General features: G+C 40.5%; 22 protein-coding genes and 1 pseudogene. 20 read left to right on the top strand and 3 right to left on the bottom strand.

Translation table 11 applies throughout. The annotated features are described in order from the left end of the window. The first annotated feature begins 18 nt into the window (after nt 1-18). The 20 genes and pseudogenes from AC060N_RS15020 (at nt 19) to AC060N_RS14925 (ending at nt 16,766) form a co-directional block, all read left to right on the top strand. Entirely contained in the window at nt 19-1,185 is a 1,167-nt protein-coding gene (locus AC060N_RS15020) for an efflux RND transporter periplasmic adaptor subunit (RefSeq protein WP_479524540.1), read from the top strand. A gap of 53 nt (nt 1,186-1,238) precedes the next feature. Further along, nucleotides 1,239-1,571 carry a P-II family nitrogen regulator gene (locus tag AC060N_RS15015; protein ID WP_479524539.1) on the top strand — a complete coding sequence of 111 codons (333 nt, stop codon included), beginning with the start codon at nt 1,239-1,241 and terminating at the stop codon, nt 1,569-1,571. A 93-nt stretch (nt 1,572-1,664) separates the two neighbouring features. Beyond that, nucleotides 1,665-3,746 carry a heavy metal translocating P-type ATPase gene (locus AC060N_RS15010; protein WP_479524538.1) on the top strand — a complete coding sequence of 694 codons (2,082 nt, stop codon included), beginning with the start codon at nt 1,665-1,667 and terminating at the stop codon, nt 3,744-3,746. A 36-nt stretch (nt 3,747-3,782) separates the two neighbouring features. Then, nucleotides 3,783-4,160, top strand: a complete 378-nt coding sequence (locus AC060N_RS15005) for an HYC_CC_PP family protein (protein WP_479524537.1) — start codon at nt 3,783-3,785, stop codon at nt 4,158-4,160. A 183-nt stretch (nt 4,161-4,343) separates the two neighbouring features. Next, complete coding sequence (locus AC060N_RS15000; protein WP_479524536.1) at nt 4,344-5,123, top strand: undecaprenyl-diphosphate phosphatase; 780 nt, start codon at nt 4,344-4,346, stop codon at nt 5,121-5,123. Nucleotides 5,124-5,431: 308 nt separating this feature from the next. Then, nucleotides 5,432-5,845, top strand: a complete 414-nt coding sequence (locus AC060N_RS14995) for a Fur family transcriptional regulator (protein WP_479524535.1) — start codon at nt 5,432-5,434, stop codon at nt 5,843-5,845. An 82-nt stretch (nt 5,846-5,927) separates the two neighbouring features. Continuing rightward, nucleotides 5,928-6,452, top strand: a complete 525-nt coding sequence (locus tag AC060N_RS14990) for a hypothetical protein (protein ID WP_479524534.1) — start codon at nt 5,928-5,930, stop codon at nt 6,450-6,452. A gap of 73 nt (nt 6,453-6,525) precedes the next feature. Further along, a complete protein-coding gene (locus AC060N_RS14985; RefSeq protein ID WP_479524533.1) occupies nt 6,526-6,765 on the top strand; it encodes an SHOCT domain-containing protein in 240 nt (79 codons plus the stop codon). An 11-nt stretch (nt 6,766-6,776) separates the two neighbouring features. Then, nucleotides 6,777-7,163 carry a DUF302 domain-containing protein gene (locus AC060N_RS14980; protein WP_479524532.1) on the top strand — a complete coding sequence of 129 codons (387 nt, stop codon included), beginning with the start codon at nt 6,777-6,779 and terminating at the stop codon, nt 7,161-7,163. Nucleotides 7,164-7,207: 44 nt separating this feature from the next. Then, the gene (locus AC060N_RS14975; RefSeq protein ID WP_479524531.1) at nt 7,208-7,675 is read left to right on the top strand and encodes a hypothetical protein; all 468 of its coding nucleotides are present in this window, start codon (nt 7,208-7,210) and stop codon (nt 7,673-7,675) included. Nucleotides 7,676-7,680: 5 nt separating this feature from the next. After that, on the top strand, nt 7,681-8,475 hold the full coding sequence (locus AC060N_RS14970; protein WP_479524530.1) for a cation efflux transmembrane domain-containing protein: 795 nt from the start codon (nt 7,681-7,683) through the stop codon (nt 8,473-8,475). 7 nt (nt 8,476-8,482) lie between these two features. Then, complete coding sequence (locus AC060N_RS14965; RefSeq protein WP_479524529.1) at nt 8,483-9,373, top strand: cation diffusion facilitator family transporter; 891 nt, start codon at nt 8,483-8,485, stop codon at nt 9,371-9,373. A 284-nt stretch (nt 9,374-9,657) separates the two neighbouring features. Beyond that, a complete protein-coding gene (locus tag AC060N_RS14960; protein ID WP_479524528.1) occupies nt 9,658-9,990 on the top strand; it encodes an ArsR/SmtB family transcription factor in 333 nt (110 codons plus the stop codon). Nucleotides 9,991-10,083: 93 nt separating this feature from the next. Next, entirely contained in the window at nt 10,084-10,329 is a 246-nt protein-coding gene (locus AC060N_RS14955; RefSeq protein WP_479524527.1) for an SHOCT domain-containing protein, read from the top strand. Next, a complete protein-coding gene (locus tag AC060N_RS14950; RefSeq protein ID WP_479524526.1) occupies nt 10,326-10,514 on the top strand; it encodes a hypothetical protein in 189 nt (62 codons plus the stop codon). Before AC060N_RS14955 ends, AC060N_RS14950 begins: the two co-directional genes overlap by 4 nt. 215 nt (nt 10,515-10,729) lie before the next feature. After that, nucleotides 10,730-11,089, top strand: coding sequence for an IS200/IS605 family transposase (gene tnpA / locus AC060N_RS14945; RefSeq protein WP_479524525.1), 360 nt, complete (start codon nt 10,730-10,732; stop codon nt 11,087-11,089). 134 nt (nt 11,090-11,223) lie between these two features. After that, nucleotides 11,224-12,758 (top strand): annotated as a pseudogene (locus AC060N_RS14940) (IS1182 family transposase). A gap of 154 nt (nt 12,759-12,912) precedes the next feature. Then, nucleotides 12,913-13,146 (top strand): hypothetical protein, encoded by a 234-nt coding sequence (locus AC060N_RS14935; RefSeq protein ID WP_479524524.1) that lies wholly within the window; start codon nt 12,913-12,915, stop codon nt 13,144-13,146. 963 nt (nt 13,147-14,109) lie between these two features. Then, nucleotides 14,110-14,313, top strand: a complete 204-nt coding sequence (locus AC060N_RS14930) for a winged helix-turn-helix domain-containing protein (RefSeq protein WP_479524523.1) — start codon at nt 14,110-14,112, stop codon at nt 14,311-14,313. Between the two features lie 758 nt (nt 14,314-15,071). Continuing rightward, nucleotides 15,072-16,766 carry a nucleoside-triphosphatase gene (locus tag AC060N_RS14925; RefSeq protein ID WP_479524522.1) on the top strand — a complete coding sequence of 565 codons (1,695 nt, stop codon included), beginning with the start codon at nt 15,072-15,074 and terminating at the stop codon, nt 16,764-16,766. Between the two features lie 46 nt (nt 16,767-16,812). Here the strand turns inward: AC060N_RS14925 and narI are convergent, their stop codons facing one another. The 3 genes from narI to narH are packed head-to-tail and all read right to left on the bottom strand — an operon-like array spanning nt 16,813 to nt 19,613. Beyond that, nucleotides 16,813-17,490: a respiratory nitrate reductase subunit gamma gene (gene narI / locus AC060N_RS14920; protein ID WP_479524521.1), complete on the bottom strand. Its 678-nt coding sequence runs from the start codon at nt 17,488-17,490 to the stop codon at nt 16,813-16,815. Nucleotides 17,491-17,502: 12 nt separating this feature from the next. Then, nucleotides 17,503-18,132, bottom strand: a complete 630-nt coding sequence (gene narJ / locus AC060N_RS14915; protein ID WP_479524520.1) for a nitrate reductase molybdenum cofactor assembly chaperone — start codon at nt 18,130-18,132, stop codon at nt 17,503-17,505. Between the two features lie 2 nt (nt 18,133-18,134). Further along, nucleotides 18,135-19,613 (bottom strand): nitrate reductase subunit beta, encoded by a 1,479-nt coding sequence (gene narH / locus AC060N_RS14910; RefSeq protein WP_479524519.1) that lies wholly within the window; start codon nt 19,611-19,613, stop codon nt 18,135-18,137. Between the last annotated feature and the right edge of the window lie 11 nt (nt 19,614-19,624).

Below are 19,624 nucleotides of genomic sequence, written 5' to 3'. Positions count from 1 at the left end.
AAAAAAATGCTCATAACTATGAAAACAGTAATCATAGCAGGAATTCTCATCTTTGCCTTTTCAGCTTGCAGCCAAAAACCTGAAACCGCCGAGGAGAGCGGAAGTCAGGAAGAAAATGCCGAAGGCGGTTTAACAACTGTTGTGTTAACAGCACAACAATTTAACGCTTTAGGGATGAAAGTGGATACTTTGTCGAAACGTAATTTTTCAAGTGTGGTTGTGGCCAATGGGCAGCTTGAGGTATTGCCCCAGAATGAGGCTTCGGTAACAGCAATCATTGGTGCAAATATCACTTCGATTAATGTTTTTGAAGGCAAAAAGGTTAACAAAGGGCAGGTACTGGCCTATCTGAGTCATCCCGATTTACTGAATTTACAAACCAGGTATTTAAATGCGTGGAACCAGTTGCAATATGCAGACAAAGAATACCAAAGGCAAAAAAGGCTGTACGAAGAACAGGTTGGTTCAGGCAAGGATTTTCAAAAAATACAATCTGATTTCCTCTCACTTACCGGTGAAGTGAAAAACCTCGAAGCCCAGTTGAAATTACTTAAACTCGACCCGGAGAAAATTAAGCAGGGGAATATTGTTGAACAAGTTCCGGTAATTAGTCCAATCAATGGCTTCATCGAAAAAGTGAACGTAAAGACCGGGCAATATGTCGACCCCCAGATGCAAATGTTTGAAATAATTAACAACGACCATATCCATGCAGATTTAATGGTTTTCGAAAAAGACGTTCACAAGGTGAAAGAAGGTCAAAACGTAACTTTCTCAATTGAATCGGTTCCCGGTGAAACCTTGTCAGCTAAAATTTTTGCCGTGGGCAAATCCTTTGAACAAAACCCCAAGGCAGTGCATGTTCATGCCGAAATTGAAAACAAAAAAGGCCTATTGATATCGGGTATGTATATCACCGGAAGAATTTCTACGGGTGAAGATTATGCCTATGCACTTCCCGAAGGAGCTATTGTTAATGAGGACGGAAAATCAGTAATATTTATTTCAGAGCAGGATAAGGACGGTTGGAAATTTGAACCGGTAGAAATTATCAGTGGTCAGCAGGAAGATGGTTTTGTAGAGATAAAACTGTCTTCACCCTTGAAAAAAGGTTCGTTGGTGGCCATGAACAATGCCTATTACCTGCTATCGGAAATGAAAAAGGGCGAAACGGGCGAAGAATAGCAAACAAAGAGAATATCAATTATCAAATTTTCCAACATAAAAAATATAATATCATGAAAGAAATAAAAGCATTTGTAAAGCCATTTAAAGTGAATGACATTTTTCATCACTTACTCGAAGCTGGTTGCCCGAACCTGACGGTATCTATGGCTGAAGGAACCGGAAACCTTGAAAATTCCGACCCGTCTGTTTCAACGCTTTTTTCAATAACCGACAGTCAGGTGGCCAAAATTGAAATAGTATGTAACAAAGAAAATGTGGATAAAATTGTTGCCATCATTTCGGAACAAGGACGCACGGGAAATCCCGGCGATGGACTAATCTATGTTTCCAATGTTGAAAAGGTGTACCGGGTAAAAACTGGTTTGGAAAACGGCAAAGAATAATCGCCGAACGAACAGCAGGTTGTTATGAAGTGAATAGCAATCTGCTGTTTTACTGCCTAACGTTTATAAGAGAATAGTTGTAAAAACAGTGGCATGAAAAAATATAAACTAAAAAACATAGACTGCGCATCCTGTGCTGCAAAAATCGAAGGCAGCCTGACAAGACTTGATGAAGTAAAATTTGTAACTGTCAATTTCGCAACCTCTTCGATGACAATTGATACCGATAATCTTGAAAAAGTTAAAGCCCGTATCAAGGAGATAGAACCGGAGGTTGAAGTAGGAGACAATGATAAAGGGAAAACATTGGTTCCAACAAGTGAACTTGCCGAAAACAAGTGGACAATAATTAAAGCGGCATCAGGCATTCTTCTTTTACTTATCGGGTTGATATTCGAAGAAGAGCTTCACGGTACACCTTATCACATCGCTGAATATCTGGTATTTGTCACAACTTATTTAATTGTTGGATGGAAAGTCCTTGCAGCGGCAATAAAAAACATCATAAGAGGCCAGGTTTTTAACGAAAATTTTTTGATGGCGATAGCAACTCTGGGGGCTTTTGCCATAGATGAAATGCCCGAAGCAGTAGCGGTTATGTTATTTTATGTTGTTGGTGAATTGTTTCAGGATATTGCCGTTGGCCGCTCCCGCAAATCAATCAAATCTTTGCTGGAAATTAAACCCGATTATGCGAACCTTAAAGATGGTGGAGATACAATAAAGGTTTCGCCGGAAGATGTGAACCTTGGAGACGAGATAGTAGTAAAAGCCGGCGAAAAAATCCCGCTGGACGGTTTGGTAATCGACGGTAATTCCTTTGTTGATACTTCTGCCCTCACAGGGGAAAGTGTCCCGCGAAAAATAAACCCAAATGATGAAGTATTGGCGGGCATGATAAATCAATCCGGTTTAATCACCGTAAAAGTAACCCGGCTTTTTGGCAAATCTTCCATTTCGAAAATCCTTGAGATGGTTGAAAATGCTACTTCAAAAAAAGCAGAAACTGAAAAGTTTATTACCACTTTTGCGAAATATTATACGCCAGTAGTGGTTTTTGGCGCCCTTCTTATTGCTGTTTTGCCCCCGCTTTTAATAAGTGGTGCAACTTTTAGCGATTGGATTTATCGCGCGTTGGTTGTGTTGGTTATTTCTTGTCCCTGCGCCCTGGTCATTAGCATCCCCCTGGGTTATTTTGGTGGAATTGGTGGGGCTTCCCGAAGGGGTATTTTGGTTAAAGGCTCCAATTTTCTGGATGCGTTAACACAAGTCAAGACGGTGGTATTTGATAAAACAGGCACATTGACCAAAGGCGAATTCAAGGTTTCCGAAATTGTGGTTTCAAACGGCTTTTCAAAGGAAGAAATATCAGAATACGCGGCGTATGCTGAATATAATTCTAACCATCCGATAGCAAAATCCATAATAGAATCCTATAAGCGGGATTTTGACAATTCGAGAATCGGAAAAGTGGAAGAAATATCCGGGCATGGGATTAAGGCAAACATTGACAAAAAAGAAATATTTGTTGGGAATGATAAGCTCCTTCATAAAGAAAATATAGAACATGACAAATGTGAAATTGAAGGTACGGTTGTGCATGTTGTGATTGATAGGAAGTACGCTGGCTATATTGTTATATCAGATAGTTTGAAAGAGGATTCCATAGAATCTATCGGACGTTTAAACAAAAAAGGCATTAAGACAGTAATGCTTACAGGCGACAGCAAGTATGCCGCGGGTATTTTCGCCAGGAAGCTGGGCATTAAAGAATATTATGCCGAATTACTACCTGAAAACAAAGTTGAGTTTATCGAAAAAATGCTGAACAAAAACAGCAAAGTTGCTTTTGTGGGCGATGGCATAAACGATGCCCCTGTGCTTGCCCGTGCAGATGTGGGAATTGCCATGGGCGCACTTGGTTCCGATGCAGCTATCGAAACTGCCGATGTTGTGCTGATGACCGATTCTCCTTCAAAAGTCGCTGTTGCAATGGACGTTGCCAGGAAAACCAGAAATATAGTATGGCAAAATATTATTTTTGCCCTCGTGGTTAAAGCAGCCTTTATTGGTCTGGGCATTTTCGGGATTGCAACCATGTGGGAAGCTGTTTTCGGGGATATGGGCGTAGCTTTGATAGCGGTTTTTAATGCCATGAGAATTCTAAAAAGTTAAGTCTGATTTTGAAATGATTTTGATAAATTTTGGTTGATGTTGAAAAAAGTATTTTATATAACTTTTGCCCTGTTTTTTACCTTAACTGCAACAGGGGTGACCATTCAGGAGAACTTCTGTAACAACAAACTACTTTCAATTTATTTTGATAAAACTTCAGGAAAATGTTGCGAAAATCCTTGTTCGGATTGCCATATAAAGGTTGTAACATTTAAAATAACCGATACCTTTTTCAGCACCTCGAAAAAAAATAGCAACAATACAAAGGCATTCATAAAATGCCCGTTTTCTACGTGTGAAACTAAATACTTCAGCCATGGTGGAAATGGACAAAAAATTCATAACCCTTTTAATTTATCTTCAACACCTAAGTCTGCTTTAAATAGGGCGCAACTTCAGGTGTTTTTATGTTGAGATGGTATTTAATTGCTCCCGAAAAACACAATATTATAATTACAATTTAGGTTTCAATTAAATATTATCATTATGAAAACAAATAAGCGGAAAGAGAATTTACAATTTCGACGACCACACTGAAGGATAAACCTACTTTTACATCCGAAAATAAAAACAAATACAACCACAAGTTTAAAAACTATGACACTTTTTCAAGCAACCGTTATTTCCATTGTAGAAGGCATCACCGAATTCCTGCCTATTTCATCAACCGGCCACATGATTATTACTGAAAAATTGCTGGGAATGAACATCGATGATTTTACCAAAGCATTCACTGTGAACATCCAGTTTGGAGCCATCCTTTCTGTGGTAGTTCTGTACTGGCGTCGTTTTTTGCAAAACTGGTCGTTTTACCAGAAACTTTTTGTAGCCTTTCTTCCAGCAGCGGCAATTGGGCTTTTATTGAGCAATTTGATCGATACTTTGCTTGCTGATGTCATGGTGGTGGCTGTTATGCTGCTGGTTGGCGGGGTGCTTTTGCTATTTGTCGACAAATGGTTTAAGAAAGAAAGTCCTGATCAGGAGGTGAGTTATCCGAAAGCGTTTAAAATTGGCTTTTGGCAATGCATTGCCATGATACCGGGCGTTTCGCGTTCGGCGGCCACTATCGTAGGTGGTATGCAACAAAAGTTAAGCCGCACCAATGCAGCCGAATTCTCCTTCTTTCTGGCCGTTCCAACAATGGCTGCAGCTTCGGCCTACAAACTCCTAAAGGACTATAAACACATTAGTGTTGATGATCTTGGAATCCTTCTCTTCGGCAATATCATCGCCTTTGTGGTTGCCATGATAGCCATATTAACCTTCATCACTTTCCTTCAGAAACATGGATTCAAACTATTTGGCTGGTACCGTATTGTGATCGGACTGTTGCTGATTATCTTACTACTTATGGGAGTTGATTTAAAGGTGGCGTGAAAATACTGATGGAATAAGATGATTTAACAATTGTCACTTGAATCGAGTTCAAATGACAATTAATTTTCTTTCAAAGAAATAAACAAGTTTTAATAAAATATTATCGTTATGAAAACAAATAAATTCTATATCACATTGGCAGTAATATTTACTGCAATGGGCCTTAATTCAATGGCACAAAATTGTGGGGTGTGGGGTTTACAAAACCGATAAAAGGAGAGGCAGGCGGTTCTATGCATTACTTAACCAGAGTAGTTAAATTGTAGAAAACAGAATAACAATTCTTACTAAACTTATAAATTACCCTTATGGATAACGAAGAAATTGACAAAAAACTTGAGTCGAAAAACCTTAAGCCAACCGCCATGCGGACATTGGTGTACAAAATACTTGCAGATTCAGGTAAAGCACTGAGCTTGGCCGAATTGGAGCAACAGTTTGAAAAAGTGGAGCGCTCAACCATTTTCAGGACTCTAAAATCTTTTGAGGACAACTACATTGTGCATCCTGTTGACGATGGGACAGGTTCTGCTAAGTATGCCGTTTGCGATGATGAGTGTACCTGTACTTTACATGATTTACACGTCCATTTTTATTGCAAACGCTGCGGAAGGACACGTTGCATGAAAGAATTGCCTATTCCCCGGGTTAACCTGCCCGAAGGCTACACCTACGAAAATGCCCAGTTTATTATTAACGGTGTCTGTCCTCGTTGTGATTAAACTTTGCAACAGGGTTGCACTAACTTATTGGTAATTTTGATGTTGATAGTATTAGAATTTCAAACATTAAAAATTATTAATTATGAAAACCGGAAAATTAAAATGGATGTTTCTGCTGGCAGGGTTGATTGCCCTTTCCGCTTCTCAGGTATCGGCACAACCACATTGTTGCAACTCAAATTGGTCGGCAAACGCCGATGCCCAATGGTGGAATTATAACACCCCGGCAGAATATGCGTTATCAGCCGAACAAATTACTGAAATCAACAAGCTCCGTAAAAACAGCAATGAAAAGATTTTGCCGCTTGAAAATGAGCTTCGTAGTTTGAGAATAGAATACCGGGCGGCAAATTCAAATCCCGAACTGGATGTAAAAAAGCTAAAGTCATTGAGGAGCAATATCCGCGATAAGGAAGAAAAAATTGAGGATATTAATTTGGAAACTAAAGTTCAGGTAAAAAAGCTTTTTAATAAAGAGCAGTTGGCATACTTTAACAACAACCAATACAACTGGTGGGATATGGCAGAAAATTGCTGGTATTCCGGCAACATGGGAATGAACTCTCGTAAACAGATGATGATGTCCAGTCGCAACCATTGTTGGTAAACGCCAGTTTGATTCATAGTGAATCACTAAAGGGATAAATTAAAAATAAGCGGTAAAAAGAAAGGAGAATGTTATGATGAACGGATTTGGAGGCCACGGATGGGGAATGGGAATGGGAATGTGCTGGTGGTGGATTATTGGGCTCATTATCGTAATTGCCGTTGTTTGGATGTTTGTTAAAGGAATGAGTCTAAGTAACCGCCCCGGCAACCAACCCGAAAGTAAGTCGGCGCTCGATATTTTAAAAGAGCGCTACGCCCGTGGCGAAATAAACAAACAGGAGTTTGAAGAACGAAAAAAGGATTTAATGTAAAATAAATTATCATGAAGTATTATATTGATAAAACAACAGATTACGGTTTCGACGAAGCCGTTGAAAAAGTAACCGAAGAACTAAAAAAAGAAGGTTTCGGGGTGTTGACTGAGATTAATGTGCAGGCCACATTGAAAAAGAAACTGGATGTCGATTTCAGAAAATATCAAATTTTAGGGGCTTGCAATCCGCCATTTGCCCATGAAGCACTAAAGGCCGAAAACAAAATAGGAGCCATGCTCCCCTGCAATGTGATTGTGCAGGAACTGGATAATGGCAAAACAGAAGTAGCCGCTGTTGACCCGGTGGCTTCCATGCAGGCAGTTGAAAATGACAAATTAGTTGGAATTGCAAGCGAAATCAGGTCGAAACTTGAAAAGGTCATTAAAAACGTATAATACGGCCGGCATTTTAACCTTAAGTAGTTCGAAAATATTTAAAAATGAGAAAACAACTGTTGTTATTAACCTTTGTACTTTTCTGGGCATTCACCGTGAATGCTCAGGAGGGAGAACGGTTAAAAGTAATCACGGGGGTACGTGTAAACCCTTTTGTGATGTACGATTTTGATGGCAACAAAACGGAAATAACGCGTATTCATGCCGAATTAGGTGCCATGTTCAACAATAAAACCTATCTGTCGATGGGATACACGCCCTTTGCCAACGCCATCTACAATTTCAATGAATACTGGTTTGTAGGGTTTGACAAAAAAATCCCGGTATCGTGGGTTTTGGCAGAAGAGTACATGTTTGATGAAAATAAATTCATAGTCCAGTCCGGGCCCAATTTCAAATTGGGTAATGTGGGAAATGCATTTGTGTTTCTGTTTACACCCATTGATAATATTGACTGGGGCTTGAAAGTAGGCGCATTTATTCCGCTAAATGTGGTGTTGTATAAGAAATAGCTTTCATGTACAAATCAGTATTCAAAATATCCAAAATGGATTGCCCCTCGGAAGAGAACCTTATCAGGATGAAATTGGAAGGGCTTTCCGCTATTAAAAATTTGGCGTTCGATATTGAAAACCGAAAACTCACTGTCTTTCATTCCGACGAAAGCCCTGAAATTGAGAATCACCTGAAAGAACTCAATTTAGGGTCGCAACTCCAGGAAACAATCGTTGCCCAAGCGGATGAATTCAAAGACAGCTCATCGGTACAATCCAAAATCCTTTGGACGGTACTGATTTTCAATTTTGCTTTCTTTATTATTGAAATCACCACGGGTTTTATTTCTAAATCGATGGGGCTGGTTGCCGATTCGTTGGATATGCTGGCAGATGCGCTCGTTTATGGTCTCAGTCTTTGGGCAGTCGGCTCAACGGTAATTCGCAAGAAAAAAGTGGCAAAACTGAGCGGCTATTTTCAACTGGCTTTGGCACTGCTCGGACTTTCGGAAGTAATTCGCCGATTTATCAGTTTTGAAGCCGTGCCGGATTTTAAAACCATGATTATTGTTTCGATACTGGCGTTGATTGCCAATTCAGTTTGCCTTTATCTGCTGCAAAAATCAAAAAGCGAAGAAGCGCACATGAAAGCCACGATGATATTCACATCAAACGATATTATTATCAATGCCGGTGTTATCGCAGCAGGAGTATTGGTTTTGTTGACCCAATCAAAGTATCCCGATTTAATCATAGGTACAATTGTATTTTTAATCGTGGTAAGGGGCGCTTTCAGGATATTAAAACTCGGAAAATAAACGAAGCGTGGCACATTCGCACGAACATACTACTCAGAAAGGTCACGGCAAGGCATTTGCCATCGGAATAGGTTTAAACATCATCTTTGTTGCCGTTGAGATTTTTTATGGTTTAATAGCCAACTCATCAGCATTATTAGCCGATGCAGGGCATAATGCAAGCGACGTACTGAGTTTGATTTTTGCCTGGGCAGCAATCAGGCTTGCCTCCATAAAACCAAAAGGGAAATACACATACGGCTTGCGAAAAACAACGATTCTGGTATCAATACTGAATGCACTTTTACTGTTTGGGGCGGTTATCGCTATTGGGTGGGATGCCATCGGCAAATTCAAAAACCCCGAACCCGTGGCAGGTACACAGGTAATGATTGTAGCCGGAATAGGTGTGGTCATCAACACCATTACCGCCTTGTTATTTATGAAAGGTCAAAAAGACGACCTGAACATCAAAGGAGCTTTTCTTCATATGGCTGCCGATGCAGGAGTTTCCCTCGGCGTAGTTGTTGCCGGATTATTGATAAACCTTACCGGAATCCAATGGATTGACCCGATAATGAGTTTCATTATTATTTTGGTAATTCTTTGGGGTACATGGCGTTTGTTTACCGATTCCATTGATTTGGCATTGGATGCTGTACCAAAACACATAAAGCTCGAAAAAGTACGTGACTTTCTTTCATCTCAAAACGGGGTTGAAGATATTCATGATTTGCACGTTTGGGCAATGAGTACAACCCAGGTTGCATTAACTGCCCACCTGATTATGCCAAATGGATTTAACGATGAATTTATTTCTGAATTGCAAGAGAAACTTGAACATAGATTCGGGATAGGCCATACGACTTTTCAAATCGAAAACGAAAAAATTGAAAAGGAGTGCAAAACCGATTGTTAAAATTTTATCAAAATGATTTTTCAAACCCAATCAATAATAACATGTCCAAATTGTAGTTTTCAAAGAGAGGAAAGCATACCGGAAAATGCCTGCCAGTGCATTTGAATTTAATAATTGTAAAACGATAACAAATAGCAACCAAATTAAATCGCAGAGTCATTTCTTAGTAAAACCATTTAGCAAAAATTTGCTCACAATTTAAAAATTAATGTAAAAATTGATGTCTGTTAATTCATTAATTCGTATATTTGCGAATTCGGAAACAGACAAATACAGGAACGAGCATGAATTCAGATAAAATATTATTTAAACTACACGCTGAAATGTGTAACTCTTTTGCACATCCAATAAGGTTAGAAACTGTTCATCACTTAAAAGACAATGGACGTGAACTGTCCTTTGGAGAAATAGCAGATTTAATAGGGGTTGGTAAATCAACGCTTGCAAGGCATTTATCAATAATGGTTACGAATGGAATTTTAATACAAAGAAAAGAAGGTGTAAATGTTTATTATAAAATTACATCTGACAAAATTACAACAGCTTGCGGATTAATAAGGGAAGTTCTAATTGACCGATTAAAAAGCAATATAGATATCGTTAGTAATATTAATTAAACTCATAGGATTATGAAAGAATTTATGAAAGAAATGATGGAAAAGATGATTGCAACACTTGAAAATATTACAAAAGAACCTAAATAAAAAATTATGTGGCCAGAACATTTTTGGATGGGTGGAATGTGGATTTTTCCATTCGTTATGATAATAGTAATGCTCTTAGTCGTTTTCATGATTTTTGGCAGAGGAGGCTTCATCCCACCCTGGAATCGTTATGACAGAAATTATGACCCATATGAGCATAAGGAAACCCCTCTTGAAATTCTTAAAAAACGATATGCCAATGGAGAAATTACAAAGGATGAATTTGATAAAATTAAAAAGGATTTGTTATGACTGGAGAAAGTTGCAGTATCAGTGACAAAGAGAAAAGCTGTTGCTCTTCTAAACCGGAAGTAAAAGAAGTAAATTATAAAGACCATTGGAATAAGGTCTTTACCAATAGTCCGGATGAAAAGTTAGGTTGGTACGAAACCGACCTTAGCCCTACATTGGGGTTTGGACTTGCAAAACAGGACTAAATAAAGATGCCAGCCTGTTAGGGATATAAGAAATACAAGGAGGTTCAGCCTCCTTTTATTATTTCAATATTAAACCTTCGCCTATGGCGATGGTAAAGTATGTTGTGCTACGCATTTGTTAACTTAGCGGTATGGCAAAATACCGCTAACTATCTCACACAGTTTACCACTGCAATTATCACGGTGTCTTTGTACCGATGTAACGTTATCGGATCTTGGAGGGGAAGGTAAAGGAGCTGATAGAATATAAGATACGTCAGGTCTGTGAATGGAATGAGGTAGAAATAGAAGAAATTAATATCCAGTCGGATCATGTTCATCTACTTCTAAGCGTACCCCCGAAACGGTCATTGTCAGAGATTGTTGGAATCATCAAAGGCAAAAGTGCGATTCATCTATTCAAGACGAGGAAGCGATTAAAAGAGAAGCCATATTGGGGCAATCACTTCTGGGCAAGAGGTTACTTTGCCACAACTGTAGGTGTAGAAGAGAAAGTGGTCCGGCGTTACATCAAGTACCAGGAAGAAGAGGAAAAGAGGCGCGAATCCGACAGCACAGATTTCCGCCTTTTTTAGAGGCAATGGTTTAAGAAAGGAGGCTGTCTCAAAAGAGATGGCCTTTTTTTTGATTTACAGCGAATAGTGAAAAAAAGATTAAAAGTCACCAATCTTCGATTTTGTTGACTGTCAGCAATTTGGTATCTTCACATATGGCAAGGAGATACAAAAAAATACCATTCAAGCCTTATCACGATAAACAATCGATGCTGTTTCCACCCAATCTAGAAGAACTGATTCCATCAGGACATCCGGTTCGCATAGTTGACAGCATTATTGATAAGGTCGATATCCAGGCGGTTTTGAATACTTACCCGGGTGGCGGGAGTTCCGGTTACCATCCGCGGATGTTGTTAAAGGTGTTGGTCTACGCTTACCTTCGGAACATTTATTCGAGCCGTCAGATAGAGGAAGCCCTAAAAGAAAACATCCATTTTATGTGGATTAGCGGAATGAGCCAGCCAGACCACAATACCATCAACCGGTTCCGTGGCAAACGTCTGGATGGCAACCTGAAAGAGATATTTGGTTCTGTGGTAGAGATGCTTGCAGCAGCGGGCTACCTGAATATCAGGGAGGTCTGCATAGACGGTACCAAAATCGAGGCAAATGCTAACCGCTATACCTTTGTTTGGGGCAATGCCATCGAAACACAAAAAGAAAAAATCAGGCAACAGCTCGAGCAGATATGGTCACATGTCCAGTCGGTTTACCAGCAGGAAAAAGATCTTCCGCCGACACCTGACTTCGAAGAAATATCACCGGAGAAAGTAGAAAAAGCCATTGCCCAAATCAATGAAGCGCTAAAAGACAAACAGGCCAGTGCTGAAGTAAAAAAAAACTGAAGTATGCAGCCCGGAACTGGCCGGTAAACCTTGCCAGGTATAGGGAGCAGGAAGAAATCCTACAGGGACGCAACAGCTATTCCAAGACTGATACGGATGCGACTTTCATGCGCATGAAAGAAGACCACATGAAAAACGGGCAGCTAAAGCCCGCTTACAACTGGCAGTTTTCAACCAATAATCAGTTTGTAGTCAATTATACGGTAGAACAAACCACCACCGATACGACCACACTTCCCGCCCATTTGGACGAACATGAAAGGCTTTATGGGGAATACCCGGAAGTTGCTGTCGCCGATTCAGGTTATGGCAGCGAGGAGAACTATGAGTTCATGGAAGACAAAAAAATCGAAGCTTTCGTAAAGTTCAATTACTTCCATAAAGAACAGACAAAGAAGTTTAAGGCAGCCCTCTTCCATAAGGCCAACCTTTATTACAACTCCGACAATGATTGTTTCTACTGCCCAATGGGACAGGAAATGAAAAAATCCGGTACAGCCGACCGGGAAACGACAACCGGGTTCAGGTAGCAAATAACTTACTACAAGGCTCAAAATTGCTACGGATGCCCCTTACGCCCAGGCTGCCATAAAGCAAAGGGCGATCGTATAATCGAAATCAATCACAACCTGGAAAGTCACAAACAAAAGGCACGCGAAAAACTGTTAAGTGCTGAAGGGGTTAAGCGCCGCAAACAGCGGCCTGCCGACGTTGAAGCAACTTTTTGGATCATTAAAAATAACAAGGGTTTCCGCAGGCTTATGCTCCGGGGCAAGCGAAAAGTAGAAATTGAGACCGGTTTAATTGCTTTAGCACACAATTTATCCAAAATCAGCGCCTAAAAGCTGTCAGGAACCTTCGTTTTGTCCGAAAAAACTGATAGAGGTTTAAATAAATCGAAAATCAAACAAACCTATCGTCAAAAGACAAATCACAGAGAAAAGAAAAAACCGTCCCATAAACTTGTTATGAGACGGCCTCTAGTTTACTGACTAAATGCAGTCGACAAAAAAACGAGTTTCGGAAGAGGTTAACCAGGTGGCCGGCGAGTGGAATATCGACATAAAAGTTGTCCGGGCGCCCACCTGGAGCAAATTCCTTGAGCGTATTTTATCGACAAAAAACATCGGCCCAATGGTTCCGAAACTCGTAGGGTACGGGGCTAAATACTTGTACCGTGTCAATAAGCAGTCGGTCAGGCGCGGTCCTTTCGTATTTCAGGTTATTTAAGTCCTATATTTTTTTTTGTACGTACTCCCCACAATTCATCAATTATTTGTACTTTAGTAAAAAGGCGGGAATTTCGCAGCGAAAAGCGATCAGAAGAGAAAACAACAGGAGTCAGGCAAAATATGTAATATAATTCTGTATTCAACTTCCCGCCTTTTCATTTGATAAAAAATAAATTTCCGATAACCTAAGTCCCAGATTCACCTAACCTCCTCCCTTCTTTCCATAGGTAGTATATGATAAAAGACTGAAAGACTGTTGTTTTCTTTTATTCTACAATTCAATTTTATTCAGACAGTTTTTTAGCAGCTAATCTTTCCCGTCTTTCTCCTGAAATATGTCTGTTTTGATTTTCCTCTCAAGTTAACTAATTACTTTTGATACGACCGCAGCTTTCTCTTGTGCTTTATTCGCGGTGTTCGCCACGAACATCAATGTCAAAGCCAGGAATAAGTGAGGAAATAGCAACCAGCAGTCTCAGCAGCGTGCGCTGATTTCCCTTGCATCTTTGAAATTTACAGAGGTTGGATCATAAAGCGAACGGCTGCAAAGCCGAAGAAGAAACCCAGGGTAGTCCCGATTAACCCCGTTTAGGTGTACCTTTTACCTGAAAAGTATCCACAACTGTTAATTGATTTTGTTAACCAGAAACAGCTTTGAATTCCCTATTGTTTTTTCTGTTCATGTATTATGTATTATCTGCCATTAGTTTATATTTAGACTAACTTAAAAGAGGATTTTAATTTCGCTTTTACATCGTATATATGACGGATTGATTTATTTGCATCACAATCACAAGAGACTATACATCAGCACTATATCTATCAGTATGCTATTCTCATAACGGGTTAGATCAAAGGAATTTGCATGAAATCGCGATTACGGAATCTGAAAACATAAATAGCTTATGATATGTTGATTATATAACACTAAGTACTAAATAATAACTTAAACAAAAAAAAAATGATAACAGATGATATTGGTTTAAACGCTGGGAAAATATGGAAACATCTCGATGAACATGGAGAAAACTCAGTAAAAGAGTTGAAAAAAGAACTAAAATTGGGTACCCCCGAGTTTTTCATGGCAATTGGTTGGCTAGCAAGGGAGGGGAAAATATTTCACTTTGAAAAAGATAAAACATTGATGATTTGTCTGAAAGAATAGATTAAACAAAAAGCGGCCCGTTTCAAACGACAACGTGTAAAAATATTATGCACAAAATGACTAGTCCTAAAAAGAGCCGTTCTTCTCTGGTTACGCTAAAGGGCACATAAGAGGGCTGAAAAATCGACTTCCGGCCGAAGTCGGCACTCAGCTGCAACGGAAACTTGGTGCAACTTTTGTCGACAAAAAAGGGTTTTCCCCTTAGTAATTGACATACTCCGACGGTTAAACCAGCTGGGATTCTGCTATCAACAGGGTCAGTCGGCCTGTGCCGGGCTTACGTCCCCTACTGCAATGGTGGATGCCCCCACCTTTTTAATACCAAAGATTTACTCAGATCCACTTATATAGTGCTATTTGCCATCATTACACCTAAGTATGTTCTGCTCGAACAAAGTTAGTGAATATTAACTAACGATAAAGTGAATTAAATCCAAAAAGAGTTAATTCATGAAATAATACACCTCAAGGTAGTTTTTAGTAAAATACTTAAATGAATGAATGAAGGGCATTGCATGATTTATGTTTGATATGTGAGAAATATTCGAGGATGCTGTTGAAATTTTAATCATTTATGAATATAATATTATTTGCCAAATTGTATCTTCGGATTTTAAGTGCAAGATTGAAACTGTCAGAAAATTATGTTGTGACGAATAAGGTATTGGTAAGTGATTTTTTATCCCAAGGCCAACTATTCTCTGATGATTCTCTTCTATTTTTATACTTGATGGCAAAACATTTAAACACATAAGAACTTGAGAAACCACGATAAATGGATAAAGGCCTCAGCGATTGGAACAATTTGGGCTTCGTTCGAGATTGTATTTGGAAGCTTTTTGCATAACCTACGGATTCCTTTTAGTGGAACGCTACTCACCGGAATTGGATTGATTGTATTGATTTCGGTGAGCTATCTATGGAATGAAAAGGGTTTGTTTTGGCGGGCTGGTTTGATAACGGCCATTTTGAAGACGTTATCGCCAAGTGCTGTTATTTTTGGGCCGATGATCGCCATTTTTGCCGAATCAGTATTGCTTGAATTTTCCACGTTGCTTTTGGGGCGCACCATAGCCGGTTATTTAACTGGAGCCGCACTGGCTGTTTCATGGAATCTGGTTCAGCGAATCATCAACTTAATTATTTTTTACGGTTTTCATATTGTTGAGCTTTACACTCATCTTGTTGAGATGGCTGAAAAAGAGATGCAGCTCCATTTCCAGACAGTTTGGATGCCGATTTTAATTTTCTCAGGGATTTATGTTCTTTTGGGAATAGTATATGGTTTTTTGGGGATAAAAATTGGACGGAAGCTACGAAATGAACAAGACTTGTACCGACCCGGAAGAAGCACTTCTACATTATCTTCCAGACAAAACCCGCAAAGAGGCAAATTTGATTATTCACTCAACTGGTTGTTTGTGGATGTCATTCTCCTGATCGGCTCCTTTCTTCTGCTCAGTTTTTCCCATTGGCAAATATGGAGTATCGCAATTATTCTCATTGGAACGATCTGGTCCATTCGATATAAAAGGGCCTTCAGGCAGATAGCCAGCCCCAAATTCTGGGTATATTTTGTTTTCATCACCATGCTCGTTGCATTAGTCTTTAACGGTGATTCCAGCATAGGCGAGAGACTGCTTATTGGCTTACAAATGAATTTCAGAGCGGTGGTCATCATCATGGGATTTTCGGTACTGGGAACGGAATTATATCATCCTAAAATTCGGGAGTTTTTCAAAAGAAGGTCTTTTGAGAAACTGTCGATGGCCCTGGAGCTTTCTTTTAACAGTTTGCCCACTACGGTCGCCAATTTGCCCAACGCTCAATCTTTCTTCCGGAAACCGATTCCTTTTTTCTATCAGATACTGTCGCAGGCTGGAGAACGTTTAACCGAAATGAAAAGGCAAAAACGAGTGCACCCCAGGATATTTATCCTCATTGGAGAACGTGGGCAAGGAAAGACCCGCTACATCCGTGAAATTATCAACTTGTTTCGACAAGAAGAAATTACAGTCGGCGGTATTTATTCCGATCGGGTTATGAATGAAGATACAACCATCGGATATGATGTTGTTGATATCAAAAGCGGAGAACGTGAGGTTTTTCTTCGATTAACCGGTGAACCTCAATTTGAACAGATTGGCCGGTATTACATTCATCCGAATGGACTACGTATGGGAACAAACAGTTTGCTGACAACCGGTTCTGATTGCGACATTGTTGTTATTGATGAAGTTGGTCAATTGGAGCTGAAAGACAGAGGGTGGTCCGATAGCCTAAATCAATTGCTCCATAGGAATCAGCGTCATCTTTTATTGACGACAAGAACGCGATATGCTAAGGACCTTATCAGCAGGTTAAACGGAGCGGATATATCTGTTTATGACCTTTCGGCCTACAAACCGGAAGCCATCGGGCATTCGATTTTAAGTCATATTCGTAACGAGTGAATCCACCGGAAGTTGTTTATTAAAAACAGTTCTATTTAGCCGTTTCTCATCTTCTTCGCACCAACTGGTATCCTGAACGAAAGAAGTAGGCTATTGGTAAAACCATCATATGCATTAATTTGGTATATGGGAAAATGATGAAGATGAACAGGCCGGTTACAATGTGTAGTTTGTAGATTAGACTATGCCCCGCTATCACCGCACCAGCGTCGGGCTGAAAGGTGATAATTTTTTGTGCCCATTCGCCCAGCGCCGCATAATTTTGCACCGAAGAGGTGGCAGTAGTAGTCATGGAAGCCAGGCCTAATCCCACTTCTACCAACAGCAGAAAAATAATGAAATAGTCTTGCGGGCTGCTGTTTAGTCGGATTCGTTCATTCCGAAACCGTCTGATGATCAGGATGATGATTCCAATGAAGGTAAGGGTTCCAAAAACAGCCCCTAGAGATACGGCCAAGACTCGCTTGGTAGCGGTCGTCATGACCAGGTGGTATAATTTTTCGGGGGTGAAGAGGCCTGTAAAATGACCTATGAACACCAGGATTATGCCATAATGAAAAAGGTTGCTGCCCCACTTTAATCCATCTCCGGCCAGGAATTGACTGGATTTTGCCTGAATGGTCCGGGATGTTTTCACAATCCGTGTAATAAGACCAAACCAGAAGACTGCCATCGCGATATGCGGCAGGTAAGTAAATAGAAAGTTATTGATGTAATTTTCCATGATCCAATTCTTTTAGTGACAGGTTGAGCAACCATTATCTCCGTCAAAACGGATGGGGTCTTCACTGTATTCTTTATCTAGATTCATCGGCTTTTCCGCCTCAGTGAGGGAACTGACCTTGTCCATTTCCGGTTGTTTGGCGGAGAGGGAAATAATAGCGCTGAAAATATATTGATAAGCATTCTCCTTTTCCTGCAGTTTTTGGTAAACCTTGCCGATGATGGTGATCGGTTCAGAGAGAATTTCAGCGGCCACCTGTGTTGAAGGGGAAAGCGAAATGAATTCCAGGAACGCAGGCATGTAATCGGGCAATTCGTTTGTTTTCCATTCCAGACCTGCCTCCTGGTAAAAACGAATCAAATCCACCATCGCCTGTCCACGGTCTCTCGAGTCACCATGCACATGTTCAAAAAGATGCAGGGAAACCGACCGGGAATAATCGAAAAGCTGAACATAGTGTGCCTGCCATTTCGTTAATTCCTCGTTCGAAAAGACATCGATAAAATTCTGTATGCCTTTCATCTGTTCATCCCTCAATAATTCCTCCTGTCTGAGGAGCATAAGGCAATCCGGTAGGAAATTCTTTAACTCCTTTTGAGGATATGAGAGTAGCAGAGATAGTATTTTATATGTTTTTATCATGGCTATATTCCTCCGAATAAGTTGGTTCGTGGGCGGTTTGAATTATTTGTATCAAATCCTTTTTCGGCTTTCTCCCGGTAGGCATCTTCATTTGGTTTAACCATACGGGTTGGAAGAACGTAACGGTCTTTATAGTCCGCGAGTGCCAGATAACGGTACATTTCACTGACTTGTGTTTCAGAGAGTCCAGCTTCCGGTAGAATATCAGGATTGGGAGATTCCTCCAATGATTTAGCCCGCATCCAGGCTCTCATGGCCAACATTTTTTTCAGTACGGCGGTAACCGGTTTTTCTTTGCCGCCTGTAAAAAGATTGGCCAGGTATTTGACCGGAATACGGAGGGACTCAACATCGGGTAAAATTCCGTTAATCCCCAGTTCTCCGCTGTCAACGGCGGTTTGAACGGGCGACAAAGGAGGTATATACCAGACCATGGGTAAGGTGCGGAATTCCGGGTGTAGAGGTAGCGCTAATTTCCAGTCCATCACCATTTTATACACGGGCGATGCAGCAGCTGCTTTTAGGTAGTTTTCCGTCATCCCCTGTTTCCTGGCCTCTTTGATAACTTCGGGGTCGTGTGGGTCAAGAAAGATTTTTAACTGAGCCTCGTATAAATCTTCTGTTTCGGGAGTTGAAGCCAACGATTTGATTTGATCCTGGTCATACAACATAACGCCCAGGTACCTTATTCGTCCCACACAGGATTCGGAACAGATGGTTGGTTCGCCATTTTCGATTTTCGGAAAGCAGAGGGTGCATTTTTCTGATTTCTTACTCTGCCAGTTAAAATAGATCTTCTTATACGGACAGGCACTGACACATTCGCGCCAACCACGACAGGCATCCTGGTCAATTAGAACTATCCCGTCCTCTTCCCGTTTGTATATGGCACCCGATGGACAGGCAGCTACACAGGTAGGATTCATGCAGTGCTCACACAGACGAGGAAGATAGAGCATGAATGCATTTTCAAATTCCCTGAGAATTTCTTTTTGTACCTGTTCGAAATTCCGGTCCTGGCTGCGTTTGGCAAAAGTTCCACCCAGGTTGTCCTCCCAATTAGGGCCCTTCTCAATCTTATCCATCAACTTACCGGTTATCATCGAATATGGCCGAGCCGATGGAGGTGTCTTGAATTTGGCCTGTTTGTGCAGGACGGAGTAGTTAAACGTAAAAGGTTCGTAATAATCGTCAATCTGCGGCAGATGAGGATTAGCAAATATTCCTTTCATAATCCCTGCTTTGCTACCCATCCGGGGATGCAGCGCACCTTTATCCAGCTTCCATCCACCCTGGTAGTGATCCTGATTTTCCCAATCGGTCGGGTAGCCTGTTCCAGGTTTGGTTTCCACATTATTGAACCAGGCATATTCCATTCCCTGGCGAGTGGTCCATACGTTTTTGCAAGTAACGGAGCACGTGTGGCAACCGATACATTTGTCCAGGTTTAACACCATTCCTATCTGAGCACGAATTCTCATAATCAGTAATT

The sequence above is a fragment of the Prolixibacter sp. DSM 2831 genome (assembly GCF_056493735.1).
The sequence above is the reverse complement of the archived record's forward strand: the minus strand, read 5'-3'. Positions and strand labels throughout refer to the sequence as shown.